The organism is Pseudarthrobacter sp. TE3704 (genome assembly GCF_056279405.1).
This window is the reverse complement of record NZ_JBWCCJ010000003.1, coordinates 688,950-713,391: the sequence shown is the minus strand read 5'-3', so window position 1 is coordinate 713,391 and position 24,442 is coordinate 688,950. Positions and strand designations below refer to the sequence as shown.

Genomic DNA, 24,442 nt, shown 5'->3' with positions numbered 1-24,442 from the left:
GGACTTCCCATGGCTTTCTCTTCACGTGCCGGCATCCGCACCCCACGCTTCCGCAACAGGCGCACCCTGGCGGCGCTGCCCGCCGTCGTACTCCTCGGAACAGCCGCGCTGTCTGCCTGCGCCGATCCCGGTGCAACAGCTGCGGGCTCTGCCACGGGCGGAGCTGAGACGACGGCGGCACGCAACGGCGTGGTCTACAACGCGTCCCCGGACCAGCAGCGCATCCGGGCGAAGAAGGATCCGGCGCTCGCCGCCAAGGTCCCCGAACTCATTGGCAAGGACGGCAAGCTCACCATCGCCACCACCGCCGGTTCCATTCCGCTGTCCTTTCACGCCACGGACGACAAGACGCCGATCGGATCCGAGCTGGACATCGCACAACTGGTGGCGGACAAGCTGGGCCTGGAGCTGGATGTCCAGGTGACGTCCTGGGAGAACTGGCCGCTGAAGACCCAGTCCGGCGACTTCGAGGCTGTGTTCTCCAATGTGGGTGTGAACAAGGACCGGGTGAAGCTCTTCGACTTTGCCAGCTACCGGGCCGCCTTTATGGGTTTCGAGGCGAAGAAGTCCGCCAGCTATGACATCAAGGGCGCGGATGACATCTCCGGCCTGAAGGTGTCCGTGGGGTCCGGCACCAACCAGGAGAAGATCCTGCTGGCGTGGAACAAGGAACTCGAGGCCAAGGGCAAGGCGCCCGCCACCCTGCAGTACTACTCGTCGGACGCGGACACCATCCTGGCTCTCTCCTCGGGGCGGACGGACCTGAACATCGCCCCCTACCCGTCCACGGTGTACCGGGAAAACACCCGGGATGACCTGAAGGTGGTGGGCAAGGTGAACGCCGGCTGGCCCTCGGAAACCCTGGTGGCAGCCACCACCCTTCGCGGCAACGGGCTGGCCCCGGTCATCACCGAGGCCCTGAATTCGGCCATTGAGGACGGTTCGTACGCAGAGGTGCTGGAGCGCTGGGGCCTGTCCGAGGAGGCGCTGCCGGAGTCGAAGACCATCACCGAGGAGACCTTCGCTGCCGCCCAGGCAACGGCCAGTGCCGCTCCTTCCGGGAAGACCTCATGAAGTTCCAGGTCCTGGACATCATCCCGCACCTGAAAAACCCGGTGACCGGGGAGATCGTCTCCACAGCGGACCGCCTCAACCAGGTGGTGGAAACCGCGCGGCGGGCCGAGGAACTTGGGTTCGACAGCTTCTCCGTAGGGGAGCGCCACGCCGGGGAGTTCATCTCCTCCTCGCCCACCACGGTGCTGGCAGCAATCGCCGCCGTGACGGACCGGATCCGGCTGCAGAGCGGCGTCACCGTGCTGTCGGTGCTGGACCCGGTGCGCGTGGCCGAGGATTACGCCACCATCGACCAGCTCAGCCGCGGCCGGCTGGAACTGGTGATCGGCAAGGGCAACGAGGTGCTGCAATACCCGTTGTTCGGGCTGGACCTCGCTGACCAGTGGGACCTCCTGGCTGAAAAGTATGAGCTGCTGCGCCGGCTCTGGCGTGAAGAAGGAGTCACTTGGTCAGGGCGCTTCCGCCCGGCGCTGACAGAGCGAACCACCACCACGCCGCGCCCCTTTGACGGTCCGCCCAGGATTTGGCACGGCTCTGCTACAACGCTGACGTCCGCCGCCCTTGCCGGCATATGGGGTGACCCGCTGTTCACGGCGAACGCCATCCAGCCCCGGGAGAACTACCAGGTGCTGGTCGAGCATTACCGGGCGGAGTATGAGCGGCACGGCCACGATCCCCGGCAGCAGTACGTGGGTTCGGGCAGCGGTGCCGGCGGGGTGTTCATCGCGGACACCACCCAGGAGGCCATCCGGCAGTTCGGGCCGGTGTATGAAGCCCTGACGGCGAACCGCAACGTGCCGGGCAACAACTCACCCTTCCGGGACATCCAGCACGCGGTGGCGGAGGGCCCCGCGCTGGTGGGCAGCCCGGAGCAGGTGGTCGACAAAATCCTCAGCTACCACTCGCTGTACGGCCACGACCTGCAGTCCATCTCGCTGCCCACCACGCTGCCGTTCGAACAGCAGCTGGAGATCCTGGAGCGGTTCGCGCTGGAGGTCATTCCCGCTGTCCGGGCGGCCGCCCCCACCACGCTGTGGGAAGCCGAAGATCCTTACGGCAACCGCCCCGAATCCGCCCGCACCAGCACCACAAGGAGCCACTTTGTCTACGCACACTGAAACCGCCCTCGAGTCCTTCGACGCCGACTGGCAGGAATGGCACACGGCCCACGAACGCCAGCGCGCGCACCCGCACGGCTTCCTCGCCGTCACGCACCTGCACTGGCTGGACTCCTCCGCCGGGCGGCTGGACGGTGTTCCCGGCACATGGAGTGCAGTGGACGACGCCGTCCGCATCGTTTTGGAGCCGGGTGAAAGCCTGCAGCGGGACGGGCAGGAGTTGAACGCCGGCTCCGGTGCCACCATTGAGCTGGGATCCATCGAGGAGCGCGGCGGGATCAACCTGGCGTCCGGCGATACCGTCATTGAGGTGGCGAAGCGCGGCGGCGAGTACATTGTGCGGCCGCGGAATCCGGAGAACGCACTGCTCCGCGAATACCAGGGCACCCCCGCCTACTCGCCGGATGCTGCCTACGCCGTCCGCGGGACCTTTGTGCCCTTCGAGGCGCCGCGGCCCACCACTGTGGGGGCCGCCGTCGAAGGCATCCAGCATGTCTACGAGGCTCCGGGTGAAATCCGATTCAAGCTGGCAGGCCGGGAACTGGCGCTGACGGCGTTCAACGGCCAGGCACCCGGTTCGCTGTCCGTCCTGTTTACGGACCAGACCTCCGGCAAAACCACGTACGCAGCCAACCGCTCGCTCTCTGTGGTGCCGGCCGCGGACGGTTCGGTGGAGCTGGACTTCAACCGGGCCGTCAACCTGCCCTGCGCCTACACGGACCTGGCCACCTGCCCGCTGCCGCCGGTCGAAAACCGGCTGTCCGTGGCCATCGAAGCCGGCGAGAAGATCCCCTACGAACGTCAGGACCAGAAGTGAGCACCAACGAATCAGCCCGCGCCGGGTTCCTGGCGATCGAACTCGACGGCGCCGGGTGGGACGGTGCCGGTTTCACCAGCCTCGCCGAAGCCGTGCTTGCCGTCGAATCCGCCGGGTTCCACGTAGCCACCTTTACCGATGTACCTGCACCGGGGCGTGCCAACGCACTGCAGCGAGCGGCCTACGCCGGCCCCATCACGCGGACCATCGCCCTGGTGCCGGAGGTGGATACGGTCTACACCGAGCCGTTCCACGTTTCCACCCAGCTCGCGAGCCTCGATTACGTGGCGGGCGGACGCGCCGGATGGATCGCTACCGCAGGGGAATCACCCGAAGCCGCTGCCGCCGTCGGACGCGAATTCGTGAGCGGTGCTGCGCTGGGCCAGGAAGCCGCTGCCTCCATCGAGGTGTCCCGGCGTTTGTGGGACTCCTGGGAGGACGATGCGGTCATCCGTGACGTCGCCACCGGCCGCTACATTGACGTGGACAAGCTGCACTACGCCGACTTTGAAACCCCGGCGGACTTCGCGGGCCCGGCCTATTCGGTCAAGGGCCCATCCATTATTCCCAGGCCGCTCCAGGGGCAGCTGCCTGTGCTGGTTCCGGCGTCCCTGCTGGGCGAGGTCCCAGCGGACGCCGTGGACGGTGTGCTGGTGAACGCACCAACCCCTGAGCTGCTGGCCGCCGAGGTCCGCGACGTCCGCACCCGCGTCGGAGCTTCCGTGGCGGTGGTTGCCGAGCTCGACGTCGTCCTCGACGTCCGCGGGCAGGCTGCGGGGGACCGCAAGGCTGGCGCCGACAGCGGCCGGGCCAGGTACGCCGGCCCGGCGGCAGGCCTCGTTGACCTCCTGGCGCCCCTGCTCGCAGAGGCCGACGGCGTGCGGCTCCACCCGGCGTCGCTCGCGGTGGACCTCGGAGAACTGGCCCGGCTGGTCCTGCCGGAACTGAGGCAGCGCGGTGCCCTCCGTTCTCCCGTCCAGGACGGCACCTTCCGCGACCTGCTGGGCCTCGGGCGTCCGGCCAACCGCTATGCATCCGCCGCTTCCGGCACCGGAAAGTAAGGGAAAAACCATGACGCAGCACAGCCGTGCTATATCCGATGTTTTCACGCCGACAGGGAAGCTGCAGTTCGGCATCTTCTTCCAGGGGGTCAACTCGGGAACTATCTGGAAGGCCCCGGAATCCGGCTCGCAGACCGACTTCGAATCGTTCCGCCGCATCGCCCAGACCGCGGAGCGCGGGCTGTTCGCCGCGTTCTTCCTGGGTGAAGGGCTCCGCCTGCGGGAACACCTCGGCCGGCCACACGCGCTGGACGTCGTTGGCAGGCCGGACGCCCAGACAATGCTCGCGGCCCTGGCTTCGGTCACCAACAACATCGGTCTGGTGGCCACCCAGAACACCACATACAACGATCCCGCGGATCTGGCCCACCGGCTCGCGTCGCTGGACCTGATCTCAGGCGGCCGGGCGGCGTGGAATATCGTCACCACGGACAACGCCTGGACCGGGGCGAACTTCCGCCGCGGCGGCTACCTGGACCACGCGGACCGCTACAAGCACGCCGAAGCGTTCGTGGAGACTGCCAAGCGGATCTGGGACTCCTGGGAGACCCCGAACGGTCCTGCCCGCCGGGTGCTCCATGAGGGGCAGCACTACACCGTGGATGTCACCCCCCGCCTGCCGCGGAGCGCACAGTACCGGCCGGTGCTGTTCCAGGCCGGCGACTCCCCGGAAGGCCGTGATTTCGCAGCGCGGCAGGCCGACGTGATCTTCTCCGCCCACCCCAAGTTCGATGACGCCGTCGAGTTCCGCCAGGACCTCGTGGCGCGGTCGCTGGCTGCCGGCCGCGGGGCCAACGCGGTGCAGATCATGCCGGCCAGCGAATTCATCCTGGCTCCCACCGCCGAAGAGGCGGCGGAGAAGAAGGAGTGGGTCCGCCGCCTGCAGATCGGTCCGCAGCAGGCGGTGGCATACCTGGAACAGTTCTGGGGCCGTGAGCTGTCCGACTACGATCCTGACGGCCCGCTCCCGGACATTGATCCCGTGGTGGAGGAAACCTCCGAAACCCGGGGCAGCGGCTTCCACGGCGCGAAGGCACGGCAGTTGGCGGACCAGTGGCGGGCCGAGGCCAAGGACAAGGGGCTCTCCATCCGCCAGTTCGTCACGTCCCGGACCGCGCGCGTGGATTCCACCTTCACGGGTTCCTACGCTGCGGTGGCCGACCAGCTGGCCGAGTACGCACGCGTGGGCGCCGTGGACGGCTTCAACATCTCGCCGTGGCTCATTCCCACCGGCCTGGACGACATCGTGAACCATCTCGTGCCCGAACTGCAGGAACGCGGCGTCTACCCCACCGAATACCGGGGCACCACCCTGCGGGAGAACCTGGGGCTGGAGACGCCCGTGCACTCCGCTGAGACGGTCCGCGCCTGATGAATTGGCACCGCGGTGGAAGGGCCGACGACGGCGAGGAGGGTGCCGCCGTCGTCGAGCCTTCCGCTGGGGCCGTGCAGCTGCAGCTGACGGTGTGGGAGCAGCATCTGTAGGGCGTTTGTCAGACCCCGCACCTAGGCTGGAAGCGTCCGGATAAGGAAAGCCAGACGTCTCAGAAGGAGGGCAGCGCATGCGGCATCAAACGGACCCGGAGGCTGATGATGCCTGGGTTCCTGCTGTTGCCTTCGCTGATGAGGATCCGCTTCTGGCCGGGACTGTGAGCTTTCCACTCCCTTCTTTCCTCTCGGCTGACCAGGCTCTTCGCCTCGTCGCATCAGCTGACCGGCTCATTGCATGGGGAACGGCCATGAAAACGCGTGCCCTGGCCCGGGTCGAAGAAGCTGTTGGCGAAGAGACCCCGGCGAGGCGGGAGGAGCAGCCCGTGCGTTTTGGCGGGGACGAGGCCCATGCGCTCGCCGTCACAGAGGTGGCTACCGCCTATGCTGTCTCCGAAGGTTCAGCCGCACGCTCCTTGAATGAAGCCGCACAACTGACCACGTCCCACTGGGAGGTCCTGGAAGCGGTTGAAGAAGGAAAAATTTCCAACGCGCACGCACGCATCATCCTCGAACAGGCGCGCTTCCTGCCTGCCGGGCACGCTGAAAAGTTCTCCCGGATGGCCCTGCAACGCACGCGGACCCGCCACGGCCGTCTCCGCACCGCCGCCGAACTGCGCAGCTGCCTGCGCAGGCTGCGTGAGCGGCTCCATCCAGAGAGCCTCGCGTCCCGGAAAGCAGCCGCCCACCGCGAACGCGGTGTGTGGTTTTCACCCAAGCCGGACGGGATGTGCACCCTCACCGCCTCCCTTCCGGCAGAAGTTGGCCTGGCCATTTTCAACGGGCTCGACCACGACGCACGGCTGATCAAAGCCAAGGTTGCGGAACATAGCCGTGACTCAGGCGCCACTGTTGGCGGCGGTGTCCGGTCCGGCTCCAGCACCCTGCCGGAGTTCCGGGCGGATGCACTGGCCCACCGTCTCCTCGGCGGAACTGGGGAGTCGGAGTTCGGGGTGTTCCGGGCCGAGGGTTGTAGTGACCATTCCTTTAGGCCTGGCACTCGGGGGTGGCACAGGGAGCGAAGCGACACTGGACTCCGCGGAACTTGCCGGCTACGGGCCCATTGACGCTCCCACCGCCCGACAGCTGGCGGCACTGGCCCCCAACTGGCAGCGGCTTTTCACTGACTGCACCACCGGCAAAGCCCTCGGGGTGGGGCGGACGGCATACCGTCCGCCGAAGGCGTTGCTACGGTACCTGCACAGCCGTGACGGCACCTGCAGGTTCCCGGGCTGTACCCGCCCGGTCTCTGTTTGCGAACCCGACCATACCGTTGAGTGGCAGGACGGGGGGACTACCGACGCCGGAAACCTTGCAATGCTGTGCCGAAGACACCACGCGCTCAAGTCCATAGGGGCCTGGAAGTACAGGCAGTTGCCTGGGTCCGGCAACCTCGAGTGGCAATCACCATTCGGCCGCGTTCACATCAGCGAACCCGTGGAAGTCCATCCGGGGCCTGATCCCGGCAAGCCGCCGGAACCGCCGCCGTTTTAGTTCCTGCGGTCCCGGTGGGAATTCAGTCGTAGGCAGGGCGGTGCCATTCCTGATCAGCGGGCACACGGCCGATGCTCCAGGCCGAGACTTTACGCAGATCGACCCTAGTTGCCTGCAGGCGGACCTGGCGTCCCCCTGTCACGAGCACGGGGCCAAGAAAATGAACGTACAGATCATCGTTCAGTGTCTGTTCGTCCGCGGTGGCGGCAACGGAGGCGAAGGCGTCGGCGATGGCCGGGCTGCCAAGGCTGATCTGGTCATTCTGCCGCCGCTCCCAGGCCTGCCCGGACGCGACCGATCCCGAAATGATGGTGCCGTCAACCACAACAGTCAGCTCGATTGTTGCATCAGGGTCCAGCCGGACGGTTGCGGCCAGCAGCTGCGCCAGGCGGCCGTCAATGTCATACTTTCCATCCGTCATGGCTCGTCCCTTTCATGCTTCCGTGGACCTGGATCTGCTCTATCACAGCTTAGTTTCCGGCGCTGACACCACCGCCGGAACCGGGCATGAAAAATCCCCGCCGGGCTGGTGCCCCGGCGGGGATTCCTTCGTCGGCAGGACCCTTTACTTCTTAGGCAGGCCTGCCGGGTTCAGCTCGGACTTCTCGATTGCCTCGGATGACAGGCCCCAGCGGTCCAGGATTTTGGCGTAGGTGCCGTTTTCGATCAGTTCGTTCAGCGCTGCCTGGGCAGCCACGGCCAGGCCGTTGTCCTTTTTGGTGGTGAAGGCGATTTCCGCCGTCAGCGGCCAGCCGCCGTTGAGCGTGCCCACCTGCTTGCTCTTTCCATCCTGCGCAGCCTTGTAGGCGGCACCGGCGTTGGGTCCGAAGGTCAGGTCCGCCCGGCCCGACTGAAGGGCAAGCGACGAGGCGGAATCGTCGTCGTAATACTGGAACTCGACCGGCGCCAGGCCATTCTTCTTGTTTTCCTCGTCCCAGCGCACCAGGATGGCTTCCTGGTTGGTGCCGGAGCCAACGATGACCCGCTTGCCCGCCACGTCCTTGGCCTCCTTGATCTCGCCGATGTTTGAATCGCTCTTGGCGTAGAAGCCCAGCAGGTCATTCCGGTAGGTGGCGAAATCGAACTTTTCCTTGCGGGCCTCGGTGACGGTCACGTTGGACAGCACGGCCTCATACTTTCCGGATTCAACGCCCAGCGGCCAATCGGCCCAGGCCACGGGAAGCGCTTCGACCTCCAGGCCAAGCGTCTCGCCCACAGCGTAGGCGATGTCCACCTCGCTGCCGATGAGGGTCTTGTTGTCGGTCGCGAAAAGGCTCAGCGGAGCAGTGCCGCCGGTGCTCACGATGGTGAGCTTGCCGTCGGCCTTGATGGCCTCGGGGACCAGTGCCGCCGCAGCGGGGTCAACGGTGACCTTGAAGCGGTCCTGCTCCGGGGACAGGTTGAACTGCTTCCCCGCCACTGGGGCGGAGGACGACGACGGTGCTGTCGCCGCCGTCGCGCCGGGATCAGCGCAGGCCGCCAGCCCCAGCAATGCTGCTGCCAGGGCCGCGACGGCGGCGGGTTTCGTTCTGGTGATGGCCAAGATTCCCCCTTGGGAAGTAGGTAGCGGATGCATCGGGTGTGCTCGTTGCAGCAACTATCCGCCAGCGCCGCGAAGGGAATCAAAGGCCGCCGCAACCCGGAGATACAGGGAGTAACGCCGGTTAACCGGGAGACCGCGGCGGTCATATTCGGGCCCTCTGCCGAGTCAAGAACCAAGTAGCGCGCCCGCCGGGTGTCGCGTATTAACAAGTACCCGGGGCGTAAAGACAGGTGTGGGATTACGCGTGTGCTCCGCAGCTGCCGCAACCTAACGTTGGGCTAGCAGCGGCCAATGGGGGCCGTTCACCGGTCTCAGGAGCACACATGCGCACTTCCCCGTCAAAGCCGTCGGTTCCACGCCGCCTCGCCGTTGCCGTTGTCCTGCCGGGCCTGCTGGCCACCAGCTTGGTGCTGGTGCAGCCGGCCGTCGCCGGGACATCGTCCAACGGATCGATCTGCAATGGCGTGGTGAACCAGCTGGCACACCGGGGGACCGTCCAGGAAAACCTGCTGAAAGCCGCGGCCAAAAAGAACGCCGATGTCATTGCCAGGCTGCAGGCTGAACGTGATGGGCTGGCGGCACAGCAGGCGGCACTTATGGAGCAGATGGCTGCCGTAAATACGGAGATGGCGGCCCTCGAGGCGGAGGCACAGCAGCTGGCGAAAGACGTCAAGACTGCCGACGGCGACATCAGCAGGCTTGACGGGGAGAAAACCGCAACGCTGGCGGCCATTTCAGCCACCCAGGAGGCCCTGGTCGTCCTGCACGCTGACAAGGCGGGGGTTGAAGCCGAGCTCGCACCCTTGCTTGAGCAGCAGGCTGCGACGGAAGCGGCGGCTGCCGATCTTCGCGCCGCAGCGGCTGCCCTGTCCGCAGAAATGGCCGGTGCCCAGCGCGCGATCGATACCGCCGCCGGTGAGCTTCTGGTCTTTCAGGAGGCGGCTGGGAAGGCGGCCTCTGAAGTGGTGGCCAAGGAAGCCCAGATCGAGGCGGCAGAGGAAGATCTGGTAACCCTGGCCACCGCGGCGCAAGAAGCCGCCGCGGCGGTAGCCACCGCAACGGACGAACTGACCGCAGCCAAGAATGACCTCACGTCATGGGAGACAGCGGGCGAAGCCGCTGAGGAGGCCCTGCAGGCGCAGCGGGAGACCATCGGGCTGGCGGAGCAGAAGCTCGCGGAACTGGAGGCAACGGCGGCGGCAGCGGACAAAGCGGTGGCCGATAAGAAGGCTGAGATCGCGGCCGTCGAGGCGGGGCTGGAGGCCGATGAAGCTGCCGCCGGCACAGCGGCGGCAGCGCTCGCAGCCAAGACGGTAGAAATTGCTGCGGCCGAGGCACTCCTCGTTACCCTGCAGACGGAGGCGGCGGCAGCGGCAGCAGCGGTGAAATCCAACGATGACCACATCGCTGCTGCCGAAGCGGCGGCAGCGGTATTCCAGGGCCGGATCGACGACGTCAACAGCCTGATAACGGCCACGCAGGGTGAGCTGGCAACGGCCCAGGCCCAGCTGAGCCAGCTCCGGGAAAGCAAGAGCACACTCGAAGCAGAGATCGCTTCGCTGACGGCGAAAATCGACAAGAACAATGGCAGCGCCAATGGCCTTATTACTCAACGCGCTGAGAAACAGGTCCTGCTGGCTGCCGTCAGCGCGCAGATCACCGACAAAAACGCCCAGATTTCGGGACTCCAAGGGGACCTGGCAGCCCTGAATACGCAGGTGTCGTCCTTGAACAGCCAGTTGCTGGCCAGGCAGCAGGAAAGCAGCGCGCTGCAGACGCAGTCCGTGCCGCTGCAGTCGGTCCTGACCATCGCGAATGCGGCCGTAACGGCCAAGGAAGGCGAGATCGCGAAGCTGGCGGCCGAACTTCCCGCGCTTGAGGACGCCGTGGACCAGGCCAACGGTGCCGTGGCGGGGAAGCAGGGTGAACTGGACGCTTTGCAACAGCAGCTCACAGTGCTTACGGACACAGCCACTGTGGCATCAGGTGAGGTCTCGGCCCAGGAGAAGATTCTGGAGGACCTGGAAGCGGCGCTGCCGACACTCATCGGGAACGTGGCCGATGCCGAGCGAGCCATTGCTGATCAGAAATCTGTGGTGGAGGCAAGGAAGGTGGCTTTGGCGGAGGCCGAGACGGCCCGTGTTGCAGCGGAGTCCGCGGTGGCGGACAAACAGCTGGAAATTTCGGGTCTCAAAGGCGAACTTCCGGCCCTTCAGGCGGCTGTTGATGCAGCGCAGAGCCTGGTTTCCGGCAAGGCGAAAGAGATCGAAAGCCTGAACGCGATCATGGACAAGCTGGTGGCTGACCTGGCCGTGAAGAACGCGGAAATCCAGTCCAAGGAAGCGGAGATCCTCGTGCTGCAGGGCAGGGTGACGCCGCTTCTGGCCCAGCTCACCGCTCTGGAAGGTGAGATCACCGCGGCGGAATCAGCGCTCAAGGACCTGCAGCTCCAGCTGAACGCGCTTGACCGGCAGCTGGTGGAAGCCCAGGGTGTGCTGGCCGGCCTGCAAGGCAGGAAGGGGAGCAACAGTAAAACCATCGAAGCCCAGAGGGCAGTGGTGCGTAGCTTGCAGGATCAGCTGGGAGCAGTGCAGACGAAGATCAATGCCATCGACACGCAGATTGGGAACGGAGGCTGCGCCGTCTAAGGGCGTGGAAGGCCGGCGCCCAATGACGTGCGCCGCAGCGAAGGGGCCCGGCCGTCAGGCATGGCCCCTTCGTGTCTGCTTCATGAGACTACCCCAGGGCCTTGATAACTTCCTTCGCCACGTCCTCGCTGGACTGCGGGTTCTGCCCCGTGATGAGGTTGCCGTCCCGGACCACGTTGGACGTCCAGGCCGCACCGTTCCCGATGACTGCGCCCTTGTCCCTCAGCGCATCCTCCACCAGCCACGGCGTGTTCTCCCCCGTGCCGCCGCCCAGCTCCTCCTCATTGCTGAACACGGTAAGGCGACGCCCGGCGAAAACGAAGGCGCCTCCGTCGTCCATTGCGCTCAGGAGCCCTGCTGGGCCGTGGCAGAAGGGCGCGATGATCTTGCCTTTCTTGTCCGCCGCCACCAGCAAGCGGCCCAGGTCGGCATCCTTGTACAGGTCCGCCATGGGGCCGTGCCCGCCCGGCAACACCACTGCGTCATAGGCGGACGCGTCCACGTCGGCCAGCACCAGTGGCTGCGCGAGCTCGGCGTCGATGGAAGCCAGGTAGTCCTTGAAGCTTTTCGCCCGTTCCCCGCCGCCTGCAGCCTCGGCAGCCAGGCTCACCTGGTCAACGGTGGGCCTGGCGCCGCCCGGGGTGGCGATATCGACGGTATGCCCTGCGTCAACCAGGGTCTGGTGGGCGACCACCAGCTCTTCGGCCCAGTAACCGGTGGGATGTTCACTGCCGTCCTTCATAGTGAGCGAGTCTGCTGCTGAAACCACCATCAGAATTTTTGCCATGGTCCTGCTCCTGTCTGTGCCTGTTGGTCACTCAGGGGCGGCAACCTCATCAGCTTGCTGAGTATTCCGAACATCACAGAAATAAGACGGGTACCGCCATGGTTATGCAAAGAGTGCCCGCCGCGACCCGGCCGGCAAAACTCAACTTTACGTTTTGAAAGGTCGGCTCCACCGTGACTCTTCCCCTGTCCATCCTTGATCTGGCAACCATCGGCAAAGGCCAGACGGCGGCGGAGAGTTTCGCAGGCAGCGTGGCCATGGCGCAAAGCGCCGAGCGGCTGGGGTACCGGCGGATCTGGTACGCCGAGCACCACAACATGTCCTCCATCGCCTCGTCCGCCACCAGCGTGCTGATCGCCCACGTGGCCGCGCACACGGAAAGCATCCGGTTGGGCGCCGGCGGCATCATGCTGCCCAACCACTCGCCGCTGACCATCGCCGAACAGTTCGGCACACTGGAAACGCTGCACCCGGGGCGCATCGACCTCGGCCTGGGCCGAGCACCCGGCAGCGACCAGAACACCATGCGCGCGCTGCGGCGGGACCCCATGTCTGCGGACAGCTTCCCGCAGGACGTCCTGGAGCTCCAGGGCTACCTCACGGGCCCCACCCGCATCCAGGGTGTGGAAGCCACCCCGGGCAAGGGCACCAACGTGCCGCTCTACATCCTGGGCTCGTCCCTGTTCGGCGCACGGCTGGCTGCCCAGCTGGGACTTCCCTACGCCTTCGCTTCGCACTTTGCGCCCAACGCGCTGCAAGATGCCGTGGCCATCTACCGCCGGGAATTCAAGCCCTCCGCCCAGCTGGATGCGCCGCACGTGATTGCCGGCGTGAATGTTATTGCCGCTGATTCCGCCTCTGAAGCGCAGGCCATGCTGCAGGAGACCAAGCGCGCGAGGGTCTCCTTGTTCTTCGGCGGCGGGCGGGAGTTCACCGACGACGAGGCGGACATGATCCTCGACTCGCCGCAGGGCCAGCACGTCTCCCAGATGATGACCTATTCGGCGGTGGGCACGCCCGACGCCGTGATGGAGTATCTCGACAGCTTCGGCCGGCACGCCGACGCCGACGAACTCATCGTGGCCCACCAAAGCACCGGCACCGAGGCCCGGTTGCGGTCCGTCGAGCTGCTTGCCCAGGCGGCCGGCCTGGCCCGGGTGTAACCGGGGGCGGCCATCCACCGCCGGACTTTTCCACATACGCAGTGCTTTTACACATACGCAATGGTGGGGACTTTCGGCGGAAACCGGCCGGGCGGACCATGAGGGATGTCCCCTCCGGAGTTCCGGCGGACCTTCGGGGAGGGGCACCACCCGATCGCCGCGGGCCATCCCGCGGCTGCCTTACCGGGTGCGTCCTGCCTAAGGGGTGCACGAATGGCGATGCCGCTGAACCAAAGCGTGGCGGATTCCGCGCTGCTTACCAGGTCCCTCCCGCTGGGGCTGCTCCGTTCCTTCATCCAGTCTGACGCGGCCGGCGACGGGCTGACTCCCACCCTGCTGGCGGAACTCAAGGTCCTCGCCCGGGTTCCGGGGCTCCTGGTTGCATGCAATTACGGCGGAACGCTGTGCGATGCCGAGGGGATCTCCACGGAAACCCTCCCCCTGGGCAGCGCTGCCATCGCCCTGCGCGCCCTGGCGGCGCTGCCCAACACCCATGCCGCCGTCATCTCGGGCCGTTCCCTTCGTGACCTGGCTGCCGTATCCCGCCTGCCCGCGGAGGTGCACCTGATCGGCTCGCACGGTGCAGAGCCGGACATGCAGTTCGCGCATGTCCAGCCGCTGGCCACCGAAGCGGTCCTGCACAAAGTCAATGCAGCCCTCACTGAGGCTGTGGGCTTCCACAAGGGCATCTGGATCGAGCGCAAGCCTGTGGCCGTTTCGGTCCACACGCGGCCTGCCACGGCGGACGTCGTCGCGGCCGTCACGGAAACCGCCCGTGAAATCGCCCGAAGCCACGGGCTGTTCTTCATCGTGGACGGGTCGGTCCTGGACCTTTCCGTCGTGGAACCGGCGAAGGCCGAGGCACTGGAAAACCTCCGTTCGCGGCTCGGCGCCAGCGCCGCCATGTACGCCGGCGACGCCTATAGCGACGAGCTCGCGATCGCCACCCTCCGCGGCCCGGACATGGGCCTGCGGGTGGGCCCGGGGGAGAGCCGCGCCGCGCACCGGCTCCGCGACCCGGAGTGCTTTGCCCGGGTCCTGGCCATCCTGTTCGAACTGCGCAGGGCGTGGTTGTTCGGCGAGGACGCCGTGGGGCTCGAACGGCATTCCATGATCGGCAACGGATCCTCCACGGCCCTTGTCACCCCGGACGCCAGGATCTGCTGGATGAGCCATCCGCTCCCGGACTCCGGGTCACTCTTTGCCCACATCCTCGGCGGCGACGCGGCAGGGCACTTCTCCATCGAGCCCGTCAAGGCCTCACAGGTGCTGGGCCAGCGCTACGTGGACAGCACCATGATCGTGGAGACCCGCTGGGCGGACGTCACGGTCACGGATTACCTTGAACCGGCCCCGGAAGGCATCACCAGCCTGGTGCGGGTGCTGTCCGGAAGCGGTGCGGCCCGGATCGTCTTCGCCCCCCGCCCTGATTACGCCAACGCGCCGTTCAGCATGGAGGCCCGCGGCGACGAACTGCATGTTGCGGGGACCTCGGACCCCATTGTCCTTTACGCCCCGGGCGTGACGTTCGCCATCGCCTCGGACGGCCGGCATGCCACGGCCACGGCCGCGGTCAACCTGCAGGACGGTCCCGTGGTGCTCAACATGCGGTGCGGCGACACCGAACCCCAGCCCGCAGATCCCGGCGGCGAAACGGACCGGCGGGCCGGCGTGGCACTCCACTCGCGCAGCTGGGTGCAGAGCCTGGACCTGCCCGGCGTCAAGCCCTCCCTGGTGCGCCGGTCCGCCCTGGTGCTCCGCGCGCTGGTCCATGAACCCACCGGCGCCGTGCTGGCCGCGCCCACCACGTCGCTGCCCGAAGGGATCGGGGGCACCCGCAACTGGGACTACCGGTACTGCTGGCTGCGGGACGGGTCCATGACCGTCAACGCGCTGGTGGACCTTGGCTCCACGCAGGAAGCGGCCGGTTTCCTGGACTGGCTTGGACGGATCCTGGAGCACGCCCCCGGCCCGGAGTGGTTGCATCCGCTCTACTCCGTGACGGGCGCGCCGCTCTCAACCGAAGCGGTCATCGACAGTCTTCCCGGCTATGCCGGCTCCCGGCCGGTCCGGATCGGCAACGCGGCGGACCACCAGGTCCAGCTGGACGTGTTCGGCCCCATCGCGGAACTGATCCATGCCCTGAGCGAAAAGGAATCGGCACTGACCGACGGCCACTGGGAGCTGATGGTCCAGATGGCTTCCGCGGTGCTGGCCCGCTGGCACGAACCCGACCATGGCATCTGGGAGGCGCGGCGGGCTCCCCGGCACCACGTGTACACCAAAGTGATGTGCTGGGTGACCCTCGACCGGGCGCTGCGGACCGCCGCCAGGCACGGTCGAACCCCCGACCCCTCGTGGGAAGCTACGGCCACAGCCATCCGCGACGAGGTGCTGCGGGATGGCTGGGATGAGACAGCATCCTCCTACACGGTGGCGTATGACAGCCCCGATCTCGACGCCGCCGTCCTGCACATCGGGCTGTCTGGCCTGCTGGACGTCTCGGACCAGCGCTTCCTGGATACGGTCACGGCCGTGGAACGGGAACTGCGGGTGGGTCCCACCGTGTTCCGCTACAGGTACGACGACGGCCTGCCGGGACTGGAGGGCGGGTTCCACATCTGCACCACCTGGCTGATTGAGGCGTACGTTGCGGTGGGGCGGGTTGAGGAGGCCTGGGACCTTTTCGACCAGCTGGTGAATCTCTTCGGGCCAACCGGCCTGCTGCCCGAAGAATACGATCCCGGCACCGAGACCCACCTGGGGAACCACCCGCAGGCGTACTCCCACCTCGGTTTCATCCGGTGTGCCCGCCTCCTGGACGCCCTGCAGGGCAGAAGGTAGCCGCTTGTCCTGATTGCTGCCTAGAGTGGAAGTTCCGGGTGCCTGCAGCGGACGGTTCCGGCAACGGAGACCAAGGCAGGAAACCCACCATGACAACCACATCCCAGGGCGTGGGATTCCGCTCCGAACGCGGGCCCATCCTCATCGCCCTCATGCTCGCCACGGGGCTCGTCGCGATTGATTCCACCATCGTGGCCACCGCTGTCCCGTCAATCGTGCGGGACGTGGGCGGCTTCTCGTCATTCCCCTGGCTTTTCTCGGCCTACCTGCTGGCCCAGGCAGTCTCCGTGCCCATCTACGGCAAGCTGTCCGACATGGCCGGCCGCAAGCCCATCATCCTGGCCGGCATCGGGCTGTTCCTGCTCGGTTCCGTCCTGTGCGGCATCGCCTGGAGCATGCCCTCGCTGATCGCGTTCCGGGCCCTGCAGGGGCTCGGCGCCGGCGCGGTGCTGCCGGTGTCCATCACGATCGCCGGCGACATCTATTCGCTGGAGGAGCGCGCCAAGGTGCAGGGCTACCTCGCCAGCGTGTGGGCCGTGTCCTCCGTGGTGGGGCCAAGCCTCGGCGGCATCTTTGCGTCCCTGGGCCTGTGGCGCGGCATTTTCCTGGTCAACGTCCCCCTGTGCCTGCTGGCAGGATGGATGCTGCTCCGGACCCTGCACGAGAACGTGGAGCGGGCCAAGCACCGGGTGGACTTCGCCGGGGCGGCGCTGCTGGCAGTTTCCCTGGGACTGCTGATCCTTGGCGCCCTCCAGGGCGGCCAGGCATGGGAGTGGAACTCACCCGCCAGCATCGGCGTCATTGCGGCGGGCGCGGTGCTCCTGGCCCTCTTCCTCCTGGTGGAGCGGCGGGCGGCCGAGCCCGTCCTGCCGTCCTGGGTGGTGTCCCGCCGCCTTCTTGGCACCACTGCCCTGGTGTCCTTCGGGGTTGGGGCGGTGCTGATCGGGCTGACCTCCTTCGTGCCCACCTTCCTGGAAGGGGCCTTGTCCAGCTCGCCCCTGGTGGCCGGGCTGGCCTTGGCTGCGCTGACCGTCGGCTGGCCGATCAGCGCCTCACAGGCCGGGCGGCTGTACCTGCGGATCGGCTTCAAGGCCACGGCCCTTATCGGGGTCTCCGTGACGATGGCGGGACTCCTGGTCCTGGCCCTGACGGCAGCCGTACCCAACGTGGCGTCCGTGGCCGGCAGCTGCTTCGTGGTGGGACTCGGGCTGGGGCTGGTGGCCACCCCCACCCTGATCGCCGCCCAATCCAGCGTGCCCTGGAATGAGCGCGGCGTGGTCACCAGCACCAACATGTTCGCCCGGTCCATCGGCAGCGCACTGGGCGTGGCGGTGTTCGGCGCGGTAGCCAACGCAATCTACGCGGGAACCCCGGGCGGGGACAGCAGCGGGCCGGCGGTGGTGGCCGCGTCCGGCGCCGTCTTCCTGGCCGCGCTGGTGGCCGGACTGGTCACCGTCGCCGCGGTCCTGGCCATGCCCGCCGTCCACCCCGGCAACACCGGAGGGAAGGGGCCGGACCAGGTCCTTGCCGACGCGGAGGACACCACCCAATAGCGGCAGTGCTTACCGGGAGGCGCGGAAAATCTCCGGCGCCGGGCGGGTGCCGGTGGCAAGGTCGGCAAGGATCCGGCCCACCACCGGCGTGAACTTGAAGCCGTGCCCGGAGAATCCGGCGCCGATCACCACCGGTCCGATCCGGTCCAGGATGAAGTCCTCGTCCGGGGTAGTGGTGTAGGTGCAGCTGATCGTCTCGAAGGAATCGGCGTCCACACCCGGCAGCCAGGTCCGGGCATAGTCCTGCAGCGCCGCGAGCTGCCTGGGTTCGGGCTGGAAGGACCGCCGGTCCGGGTCCACCACGGGCCCCACGCCGTGCCACCCGGCCTTGATCCCTTCGCCCGGGGTATGCATGCCGTACACGGGGGAGTACCAGCCCTGGTAGTCCCCGCCGGTACCGGGGTAGTGGTTGAACCCGGGCCACACAACCTGCTCGTCGGTGATCCGGAAATGCGCGGGCTGTTCCTGCGTAACGGTGAGCTTTGGGACCCGCAGCTTCGCATTACCAGCGGCACCCAAAAGCTTTTCGGTCCAGCCGCCCGCCGTCACCACCACCTGGGCGGCGGTGACCACCTCCGTACCCGCTGCGGTCTCGAAACCCAGCCGGACGCCGTCGTCCATCACCTCGAAGTCCACCACCTTGGTGTGATGCCTGATATCGGCGCCGCGGGCGACGGCAAGCCGCTGGAAGGCGGGCAGTGCAGCCTCCGGATTGAGCTGGCCGCCGTCGGGCATGTGCAGCACCTGCTGGTCGAACCGGATGCCGCCCCACCGCTCTGCCGCCTCGGCCGGGCGAAGGAACTCCGCGCGGATGCCGGCCTGGGTCAGCGCGGCAGCGACGTCCGGAAGCATCGGCTCGGGGCCGTGGTTCACAATGCCGGTGCGGGTGAGCAGCTTCTCGCCGCTGTCCTGCTCGAGTTCGTCCCACAGGCCCAGCCCTTCGGCCAGCATGGCCACGTACTCCGGGCGGTGGTAGCCGGGGTTCAGGTTCCGGGTGGTGCCGTGCGAAGCGCCGATCCGGTGCCCCGGGCCGAACTGTTCCACCAGCGTCACGTGGCGGCCGCGGCGCGAGAGCGCCCAGGCGGCAGCCGAGCCCATGGCCCCGCCGCCGATCACCACAGTGTCAAGGATGGTGTGCATGGTTCTCCAATTGCTCTCTCGGTCCTGGTTGTGCAGTCAGTGCGTTCCTACGTGAGCAGCAGCGCGACGCCGATCATCGCAGGCACAGCCACAATGGTGGTAATCAGGACGGTGTCCTTTGCCACTGTAAGTCCGGTCTTGTAACGGCTGGCGGCCACGAAAACGTTCTGCGCGGTTGGCAGCGCCGAGGTCACCACCACCGCGAACAGGGCGTGGCCGTCCATCCCCAGGGCAAACCGGGCGAAAAGGTACGCCAGTGCCGGCTGGACGGCCAGCTTGAAGCCGCTCGCGAGCAGGGTGTCCAGGCGCCGGGCCGCCGCGGCCTGCAGCGGCCGGCTGCCGTTCAAGCTCATCCCGAACGCGATCAGCATGGCGGGGATCGCGGCCCCGCCGATCAGGTGGATGGGTTCCATGACCAGCGCCGGAACCTGGAAGCCGGTCCCGGCCACCACCAGCCCCAGCGCCGAACCCACGATCATGGGGTTCCGCAGGATCATCACGATAAAACTCAGGGGAGTGGTGCGGTGCGAGCTGGTGCTCGAATCCAGGATCATCAGGAACAGCGGGGTGAAGAAGGCGAGCTGGAAAATCAGCAGCGGGGCCACATAGCTGGCATCGCCCAGGACGTAGACGGCGATGGGGATGCCGAGGTTCGCCGAGTTGGCCAGCGACGCCGCCATGGAGGACATCAGGGATTCGGGCAGCGAGCGTTTCAGCCAGAACTTGGCGAGGGTAAAAAAGATGACCGCCGTGGACATGGCGGCCACCGCCGTCACCAGCAGTGGTTCCGCGAAGACTTCCTGAAGGCGGGCCTTGCTCAGCGTTTCGAAGAGCAGCGCCGGGCTGGCAACGAAGAAGGTGAGGGAGCTGAGGACCTGGCGGGCGTTGTCTCCGAGGATTTTCCGCCGGCCCACAAACCAGCCCACCAGGATGATGCACCACACCACAAAGAAGCCCGCCAGCACTCCTAGCACGGGGCAACCTGCCGGGCGCGGCGGAGTTGTCTACCGGGGCTCACGCTCCGGGTTAGAGTGCGGCGTTGTTAAGGGCGAACGGCGGACGCATCATCCCCGGGGTAAGCCCCTCCGCGGGGTCGTTGCCCAGCTGGATGACCTTGTTGTTCTCGTCCACGTGGACCACCCGGGGTTCGTACGCCTTGGCTTCCTCGGAGGTCATCTGTGCGTAGGTAATCAGGATGACGATGTCGTTCTCATGCATAAGGTGCGCCGCTGCACCGTTGATGCCGATGACGCCGGAGCCGCGCTCGCCCGCGATGGTGTAAGTCTCCAGGCGGGCGCCGTTGGTGACGTCCACAATGGACACGAGCTCACCGGGAAGGATGTCGGCAGCATCCAGCAGGTCCAGGTCAACGGTGACCGAACCTACATAGTGCAGGTCGGCGTGCGTGACGGTGGCCCGGTGGATTTTGGACTTGAACATTGTTCGATTCATAACGGCACAAGTCTAGCGCCGGGCCCGCTTCCCCGCAGTGACGCAGGGAACACTTCGCAGCGGCCGCTGAGGGCAACGTACGACGGCGGGTGGTTACGCGGCGTCGTCCCTCGCCACGGCCGCGGCGGCCGCCGCCAGGGTTTCGCGGGCTGCGAGGATGGCAGGCCGCTGTGCGCTTGAACGGCGCACCGAGGTAAAGACCGTGCGGTGCGGCTTGCCCGGAAGTTCCAGCAGCTGGGCAGAGGTGCCGCGCCCGGTCCACACCAGGTCCGGCATCAGAGCCACCGCGTTGCCTGATTCAATCAGCCGGATCTGGGCCTGCAGGTCCGCGGTTTCGAAGCGGACGTCCGGTTCGAAACCGGCGCTGCGGCACGCCTGCTCCGCCCAGTGGCGCGACGCGGCACCCCGCGGCTCCATGACCCAGGCGAGTTCCGCGGTGTCCGCCAGCCCACGGATGGCCGGGCCGCCGTCGGACGCCGGGGGAACAGCCAGCCGAATGGCATCCTTGGTCAGGCGTACACGGTCCAGCTCGGGATAACGCGGCGCCGCATGCCCCGGGTACTGCTCGGCGATCACCAGGTCGAAGTCCCGTGCCCACGTCTCGTGGAGCGCCGTTTCGGGCTCACGCTGGATCATCTCGATCCGGACCTCGGGGTAGGTGGTGGACATCCGTGTGAGGGTGTCCGGCATCAGCGCCAGGGCTGCCGACTGGAACACGGCGATCCGCACGGTTCCGGTGACGGTGGTCAGTGACGCCGCCAGGTCCGCCTCGGCCTGTTCCATTGTCTGGAGCAGCTGTTCCGTGTGGGCCACCAGGACTTCAGCCTGCGGCGTCAGCTGCACCCGGCGGCCGGTCTTCCGGAGCAGCTCTACACCCACCTCCTTTTCCAGGAGGGCAAGCTGCTGCGATACCGACGACGGGCTGTACTGCAGTGCGTCCGCCACCTCCGCAAGGGTCCCGCGGATGCTTAATTCCCGGAGCAGCCGAAGCCTGCGGACATCAAGCATGAGGAAATCCTTACTGAAACTAACGAATATAGGTTAGAAGTAGTCACTTTATCTAATGCAAGCATGCTTGCATACTGTTGGGACCGAGTTACCCCCGTCACAGCCGATTTTCGGCGTGCCGCGGCGGGGTCGCACCCCAAGCAGGAGTTCCTGATGAGTACTAGAGATATGAGCCAGTCGGTCATGCGGCGCAAGCCCATCGACGACATTGAGGAAGAGAACAAACACAGTGGCCTCTTCAAGTCACTCGGGCTGTGGCAGCTGACCGCCATTGGCGTAGGCGGCATCATCGGCGTCGGCATCTTCTCCCTCGCGGGGCTGGTGGCTGCCGGAAGCGAAGGCACACCCGGAGTGGGGCCGGCTGTGCTGATCTCGTTCCTTGTCGCCGGGCTTGCCTCCGCCGCTGCTGCACTGTCCTACGCGGAGTTCGCGGGCATGATCCCGCGGGCCGGCTCCGCCTACACCTACGGCTACGTGGCCCTGGGCGAAATTATCGGCTGGTTCATCGGCTGGGACCTCCTGCTGGAATACATCGCCATCGTGGCCGTGGTGGCCATCGGCATCTCCGGCTACTTCGACGCCTTCCTCTCCGGCATCGGCATTAACATGCCCCTCTGGATGACCTCCACCGCTGACGAGGGCCGGGGCGGCATCGTGAACATCCCGGCCATCGTGGTGTGCCTCCTGGTGACCTGGATCCTTTCCCGCGGTACCAAGGCGTTTGGCCGGTTCGAGCTCGTGGCCGTGGCCATCAAGGTCCTCCTGATCCTCTTCATCATCGGGCTGGGCGTCTTCTACATCGACACCAACAACTACAACCCGTTCATGCCCAGCGGCTTTGGCCCCGTCCTGGCCGGCGCGGCCACCGTCTTCTTCGCCGTCTTCGGCTACGACGCCATGAGCACCGCCGCCGAAGAGGCCAAGGACGGCAAGAAGCACATGCCCAAGGCCATCATCCTGTCGCTGATCATTGCCATGCTGCTTTATGTAGCCGCCACGCTGGTGCTGACCGGCATGCAGAACTACAAGGACATCGACCCCACGGCCGGTTTCGCCTCCGCCTTCACGGGTGTTGGCCTGCCGGTGATCGCCACGATCATCTCTGTGTTCGCCGTCCTGTCCATCCTTACCGTGATGCTGACCTTCCTCCTGGGCGTCACCCGCGTCTGGTTCTCCATGAGCCGCGACGGCCTGCTGCCCGGCTGGTTCGCCAAGACCGACCGCCACGGCACCCCGCAGCGCGTCACCTGGATTGCCGGCGTCGCCTCGGCCCTGCTTGCGGGCGTCTTCCCCATCAAGGCTGTCGCTGACCTGACGAACATCGGCATCCTGGCGGCGTTCGTTGTGGTCTGTTTCTCCGTGATCGTGTTCCGCTACAAGAGGCCCGACGCGCCGCGCACCTTCCGCCTGCCGCTGATGCCTGTCATTCCGGCCTTCGGCGTCCTGGCATCGGCCTTCCTGATGTTCCAGCTCCACTGGGAAACCTGGGCACGCTTTGGGGTGTGGCTGGTGGTGGGCCTGGCGATCTACTTCTTCTACGGCAAGAAGAACTCCCTGATGAACCCCGCCAGCCCGCGGCACGAGGAGATCGTGGAGATGCACCGCCCCCTCCGCTGACCCGCCCCGGGACGCTCTCTCAGCTTCCGCAGGTTTTCACGCGACGCCCTCTCATATTGGGGGCACAAAAGAACCCTTTCCCACGGTCCTGTGGGAAAGGGTTCTTTTGGTTTCCGGGCGGCAGGCCTACTGCGCGACGGCGTTCTCACGGCTGGCAGCCATGGAATGCGGAACTGCAAGCAGCGCAACCACGGCGAGGGCGCCGGCCGTAGCGAAGATGTAGAACCCCCAGGGGTAGGCGATGCCTGCTGCAACCAGCCCGCCGGTCACGGCAGGCCCTGCGATGGCACCGATGCGGCCCACGCCGGCAGCGAATCCGAGTGCCGTTGCGCGAAGGCGGGCGGGGAACAGCTGGCTGACCCAGGCGTACACGAGCACCTGGGAACTGAAGACAAACACTCCCGTGACGAAGACCAGGGCGTTAAGCAGGATTGCGTTGTCCACCTTGATGCTCAAGAGGGCGAGGCACACCGCCGAAAGGCCGAACCACAGCAGCACGATGGGTTTGGTGCCGTGCTTGTCCGCCAGGACACCGGCGATGATGAGCCCGGCAACGGCGCCAAGGTTCAGGACCAGGAGCAGGGACAACCCTGCGCTGACGGGGTAACCGGCGGAGGCCATCAGCTGTGGAAGCCAGGTATTCAGGCCATAAACCAGCAGCAGGCCCATGAATGAGGCTGCAGCAATGGCCGCGGCGACCAGGGGGTAGGGCTTTTTGGCCAGATCCCGGAATCCGGTCCGCTCCTCCGTCCTTGCAGTCCGGACGGAGGGCAGGGTCTCGGGAAGTTTGAACCACAGGAACGGCAGGAGGATCAGGCCGGCGATGCCGCCCACCACGAACATGGTGCGCCAGTCCGGAATGACGATCAATGCAAGGAAGGCGGTGGCCACGGCGCCCACGTGGTATCCCGTCATGGTGCGGGTGGTGGACTTGCCGGCGGAACCTGCCGGAGCATAGTCGTTCATGTAGGCAAGGGCAGCCGGAAGGCAGGCTCCGAGACCGGCCCCTGCAAGAAGCCGGAAGGCACCAAATACGGCGACGTTCGGTGCCCACACCACCGCGAGGGTGAAAATCGAGAACCAGAGCACGCATGCAATCAACAGGTTGCGGCGCCCGAAGCGGTCGGAGAGCGGGCGATGAAGAGTGCTCCCAGGCCCACACCCACGAGGGAGATGGTGGCGACGAACGTTGCGCCTACGGCGTCGAAGCCCAGTTCGCCCGTCTTGATGAGGGTTGGGATGACGGTGCCGAGCACCACGAGGTCAAAACCGTCCAGGACCATTGCCAGCCAGCAGAGCCACACGGGCCACCGTGACGGGGAGGTGGAGGGGGAAGTTGTCATGGAATCCTCATTGATTAGGGACAGATGGGAGCGCAGCCGGCTGAGAGCCCTGACACATGATGACGTGACCTGCGGCATGCTTACGGTCAGCCAGAGTACAGCGCGGTTCATTGAACGTACAAATGTTCGAAACGCGAACAAAGGCGTGGCGCATCAGGTGCGCTTGTGGCCGGATGGGGGCGCCCTTCAAGAGGCTCCAAAAGCTTCATGTTTTCTAACCTGTATTGCTTAGAAAACATCGCTTTATCTTATGTGACAGCAAGCTCATACTGGTTCTAAGACCTCCTTGAAA

The 24,442-nt window shown here is 66.3% G+C and carries 19 protein-coding genes and 1 pseudogene; 12 read left to right on the top strand and 8 right to left on the bottom strand.

Annotated elements, in window-relative coordinates:
• Positions 1 to 9 precede the first annotated feature (9 nt).
• The 7 genes from ACZ9BC_RS11060 (at position 10) to ACZ9BC_RS11030 (ending at position 7,052) form a co-directional block, all read left to right on the top strand.
• On the top strand, positions 10 to 1,074 hold the full coding sequence (locus ACZ9BC_RS11060; RefSeq protein ID WP_476245959.1) for a transporter substrate-binding domain-containing protein: 1,065 nt from the start codon (positions 10 to 12) through the stop codon (positions 1,072 to 1,074).
• A complete protein-coding gene (locus tag ACZ9BC_RS11055; protein ID WP_476245958.1) occupies positions 1,071 to 2,192 on the top strand; it encodes an LLM class flavin-dependent oxidoreductase in 1,122 nt (373 codons plus the stop codon). The genes ACZ9BC_RS11060 and ACZ9BC_RS11055 overlap by 4 nt, the downstream gene beginning before the upstream one ends.
• Positions 2,176 to 3,009, top strand: coding sequence for a DUF1684 domain-containing protein (locus ACZ9BC_RS11050; RefSeq protein WP_476245957.1), 834 nt, complete (start codon positions 2,176 to 2,178; stop codon positions 3,007 to 3,009). Before ACZ9BC_RS11055 ends, ACZ9BC_RS11050 begins: the two co-directional genes overlap by 17 nt.
• A complete protein-coding gene (locus tag ACZ9BC_RS11045; RefSeq protein ID WP_476245956.1) occupies positions 3,006 to 4,070 on the top strand; it encodes an LLM class flavin-dependent oxidoreductase in 1,065 nt (354 codons plus the stop codon). Before ACZ9BC_RS11050 ends, ACZ9BC_RS11045 begins: the two co-directional genes overlap by 4 nt.
• Before the next feature lie 10 nt (positions 4,071 to 4,080).
• The gene (locus ACZ9BC_RS11040) at positions 4,081 to 5,442 is read left to right on the top strand and encodes an NtaA/DmoA family FMN-dependent monooxygenase (protein WP_476245955.1); all 1,362 of its coding nucleotides are present in this window, start codon (positions 4,081 to 4,083) and stop codon (positions 5,440 to 5,442) included.
• Between the two features lie 190 nt (positions 5,443 to 5,632).
• Entirely contained in the window at positions 5,633 to 6,625 is a 993-nt protein-coding gene (locus tag ACZ9BC_RS11035; protein WP_476245954.1) for a DUF222 domain-containing protein, read from the top strand.
• A complete protein-coding gene (locus ACZ9BC_RS11030; protein ID WP_476245953.1) occupies positions 6,534 to 7,052 on the top strand; it encodes an HNH endonuclease signature motif containing protein in 519 nt (172 codons plus the stop codon). Before ACZ9BC_RS11035 ends, ACZ9BC_RS11030 begins: the two co-directional genes overlap by 92 nt.
• 22 nt (positions 7,053 to 7,074) lie before the next feature.
• Here ACZ9BC_RS11030 and ACZ9BC_RS11025 read toward each other — a convergent pair whose 3' ends face one another.
• Together ACZ9BC_RS11025 and ACZ9BC_RS11020 are read right to left on the bottom strand one after the other, a co-directional pair.
• Complete coding sequence (locus ACZ9BC_RS11025) at positions 7,075 to 7,473, bottom strand: hypothetical protein (RefSeq protein ID WP_476245952.1); 399 nt, start codon at positions 7,471 to 7,473, stop codon at positions 7,075 to 7,077.
• 144 nt (positions 7,474 to 7,617) lie between these two features.
• A complete protein-coding gene (locus ACZ9BC_RS11020) occupies positions 7,618 to 8,628 on the bottom strand; it encodes an ABC transporter substrate-binding protein (RefSeq protein ID WP_476245951.1) in 1,011 nt (336 codons plus the stop codon).
• Positions 8,629 to 8,918: 290 nt separating this feature from the next.
• On the opposite strand from ACZ9BC_RS11020, the gene ACZ9BC_RS11015 reads away from it, so the two are divergent.
• Positions 8,919 to 11,243, top strand: coding sequence for a coiled-coil domain-containing protein (locus tag ACZ9BC_RS11015; protein ID WP_476245950.1), 2,325 nt, complete (start codon positions 8,919 to 8,921; stop codon positions 11,241 to 11,243).
• Between the two features lie 88 nt (positions 11,244 to 11,331).
• Here ACZ9BC_RS11015 and ACZ9BC_RS11010 read toward each other — a convergent pair whose 3' ends face one another.
• A complete protein-coding gene (locus ACZ9BC_RS11010) occupies positions 11,332 to 12,030 on the bottom strand; it encodes a type 1 glutamine amidotransferase domain-containing protein (protein WP_476245949.1) in 699 nt (232 codons plus the stop codon).
• Between the two features lie 173 nt (positions 12,031 to 12,203).
• Here ACZ9BC_RS11010 and ACZ9BC_RS11005 point away from each other — a divergent pair, with 173 nt between their 5' ends.
• From ACZ9BC_RS11005 to ACZ9BC_RS10995, 3 genes are all read left to right on the top strand, one after another.
• Positions 12,204 to 13,193, top strand: a complete 990-nt coding sequence (locus ACZ9BC_RS11005; protein WP_079595421.1) for an LLM class flavin-dependent oxidoreductase — start codon at positions 12,204 to 12,206, stop codon at positions 13,191 to 13,193.
• 213 nt (positions 13,194 to 13,406) lie between these two features.
• Complete coding sequence (locus ACZ9BC_RS11000; RefSeq protein WP_476245948.1) at positions 13,407 to 16,037, top strand: trehalase-like domain-containing protein; 2,631 nt, start codon at positions 13,407 to 13,409, stop codon at positions 16,035 to 16,037.
• Between the two features lie 89 nt (positions 16,038 to 16,126).
• Positions 16,127 to 17,590 (top strand): MFS transporter, encoded by a 1,464-nt coding sequence (locus tag ACZ9BC_RS10995; protein WP_476245947.1) that lies wholly within the window; start codon positions 16,127 to 16,129, stop codon positions 17,588 to 17,590.
• A gap of 9 nt (positions 17,591 to 17,599) precedes the next feature.
• Here the strand turns inward: ACZ9BC_RS10995 and ACZ9BC_RS10990 are convergent, their stop codons facing one another.
• The 4 genes from ACZ9BC_RS10990 to ACZ9BC_RS10975 all read right to left on the bottom strand — a co-directional run bounded on the left by ACZ9BC_RS10990 (position 17,600) and on the right by ACZ9BC_RS10975 (position 21,190).
• Positions 17,600 to 18,730, bottom strand: a complete 1,131-nt coding sequence (locus ACZ9BC_RS10990) for an FAD-dependent oxidoreductase (protein ID WP_476245946.1) — start codon at positions 18,728 to 18,730, stop codon at positions 17,600 to 17,602.
• Positions 18,731 to 18,777: 47 nt separating this feature from the next.
• Entirely contained in the window at positions 18,778 to 19,704 is a 927-nt protein-coding gene (locus ACZ9BC_RS10985) for an AEC family transporter (protein ID WP_476245945.1), read from the bottom strand.
• Between the two features lie 52 nt (positions 19,705 to 19,756).
• A complete protein-coding gene (panD, locus tag ACZ9BC_RS10980; RefSeq protein WP_176156730.1) occupies positions 19,757 to 20,182 on the bottom strand; it encodes an aspartate 1-decarboxylase in 426 nt (141 codons plus the stop codon).
• 93 nt (positions 20,183 to 20,275) lie between these two features.
• Positions 20,276 to 21,190, bottom strand: a complete 915-nt coding sequence (locus ACZ9BC_RS10975; RefSeq protein ID WP_079595415.1) for a LysR substrate-binding domain-containing protein — start codon at positions 21,188 to 21,190, stop codon at positions 20,276 to 20,278.
• 153 nt (positions 21,191 to 21,343) lie between these two features.
• Between ACZ9BC_RS10975 and ACZ9BC_RS10970 the strand changes: the two genes are divergently transcribed.
• The gene (locus ACZ9BC_RS10970) at positions 21,344 to 22,807 is read left to right on the top strand and encodes an amino acid permease (protein WP_476245944.1); all 1,464 of its coding nucleotides are present in this window, start codon (positions 21,344 to 21,346) and stop codon (positions 22,805 to 22,807) included.
• A gap of 126 nt (positions 22,808 to 22,933) precedes the next feature.
• Here ACZ9BC_RS10970 and ACZ9BC_RS10965 read toward each other — a convergent pair.
• Positions 22,934 to 24,150, bottom strand: a pseudogene (locus ACZ9BC_RS10965) (MFS transporter).
• Positions 24,151 to 24,442: the final 292 nt, after the last annotated feature.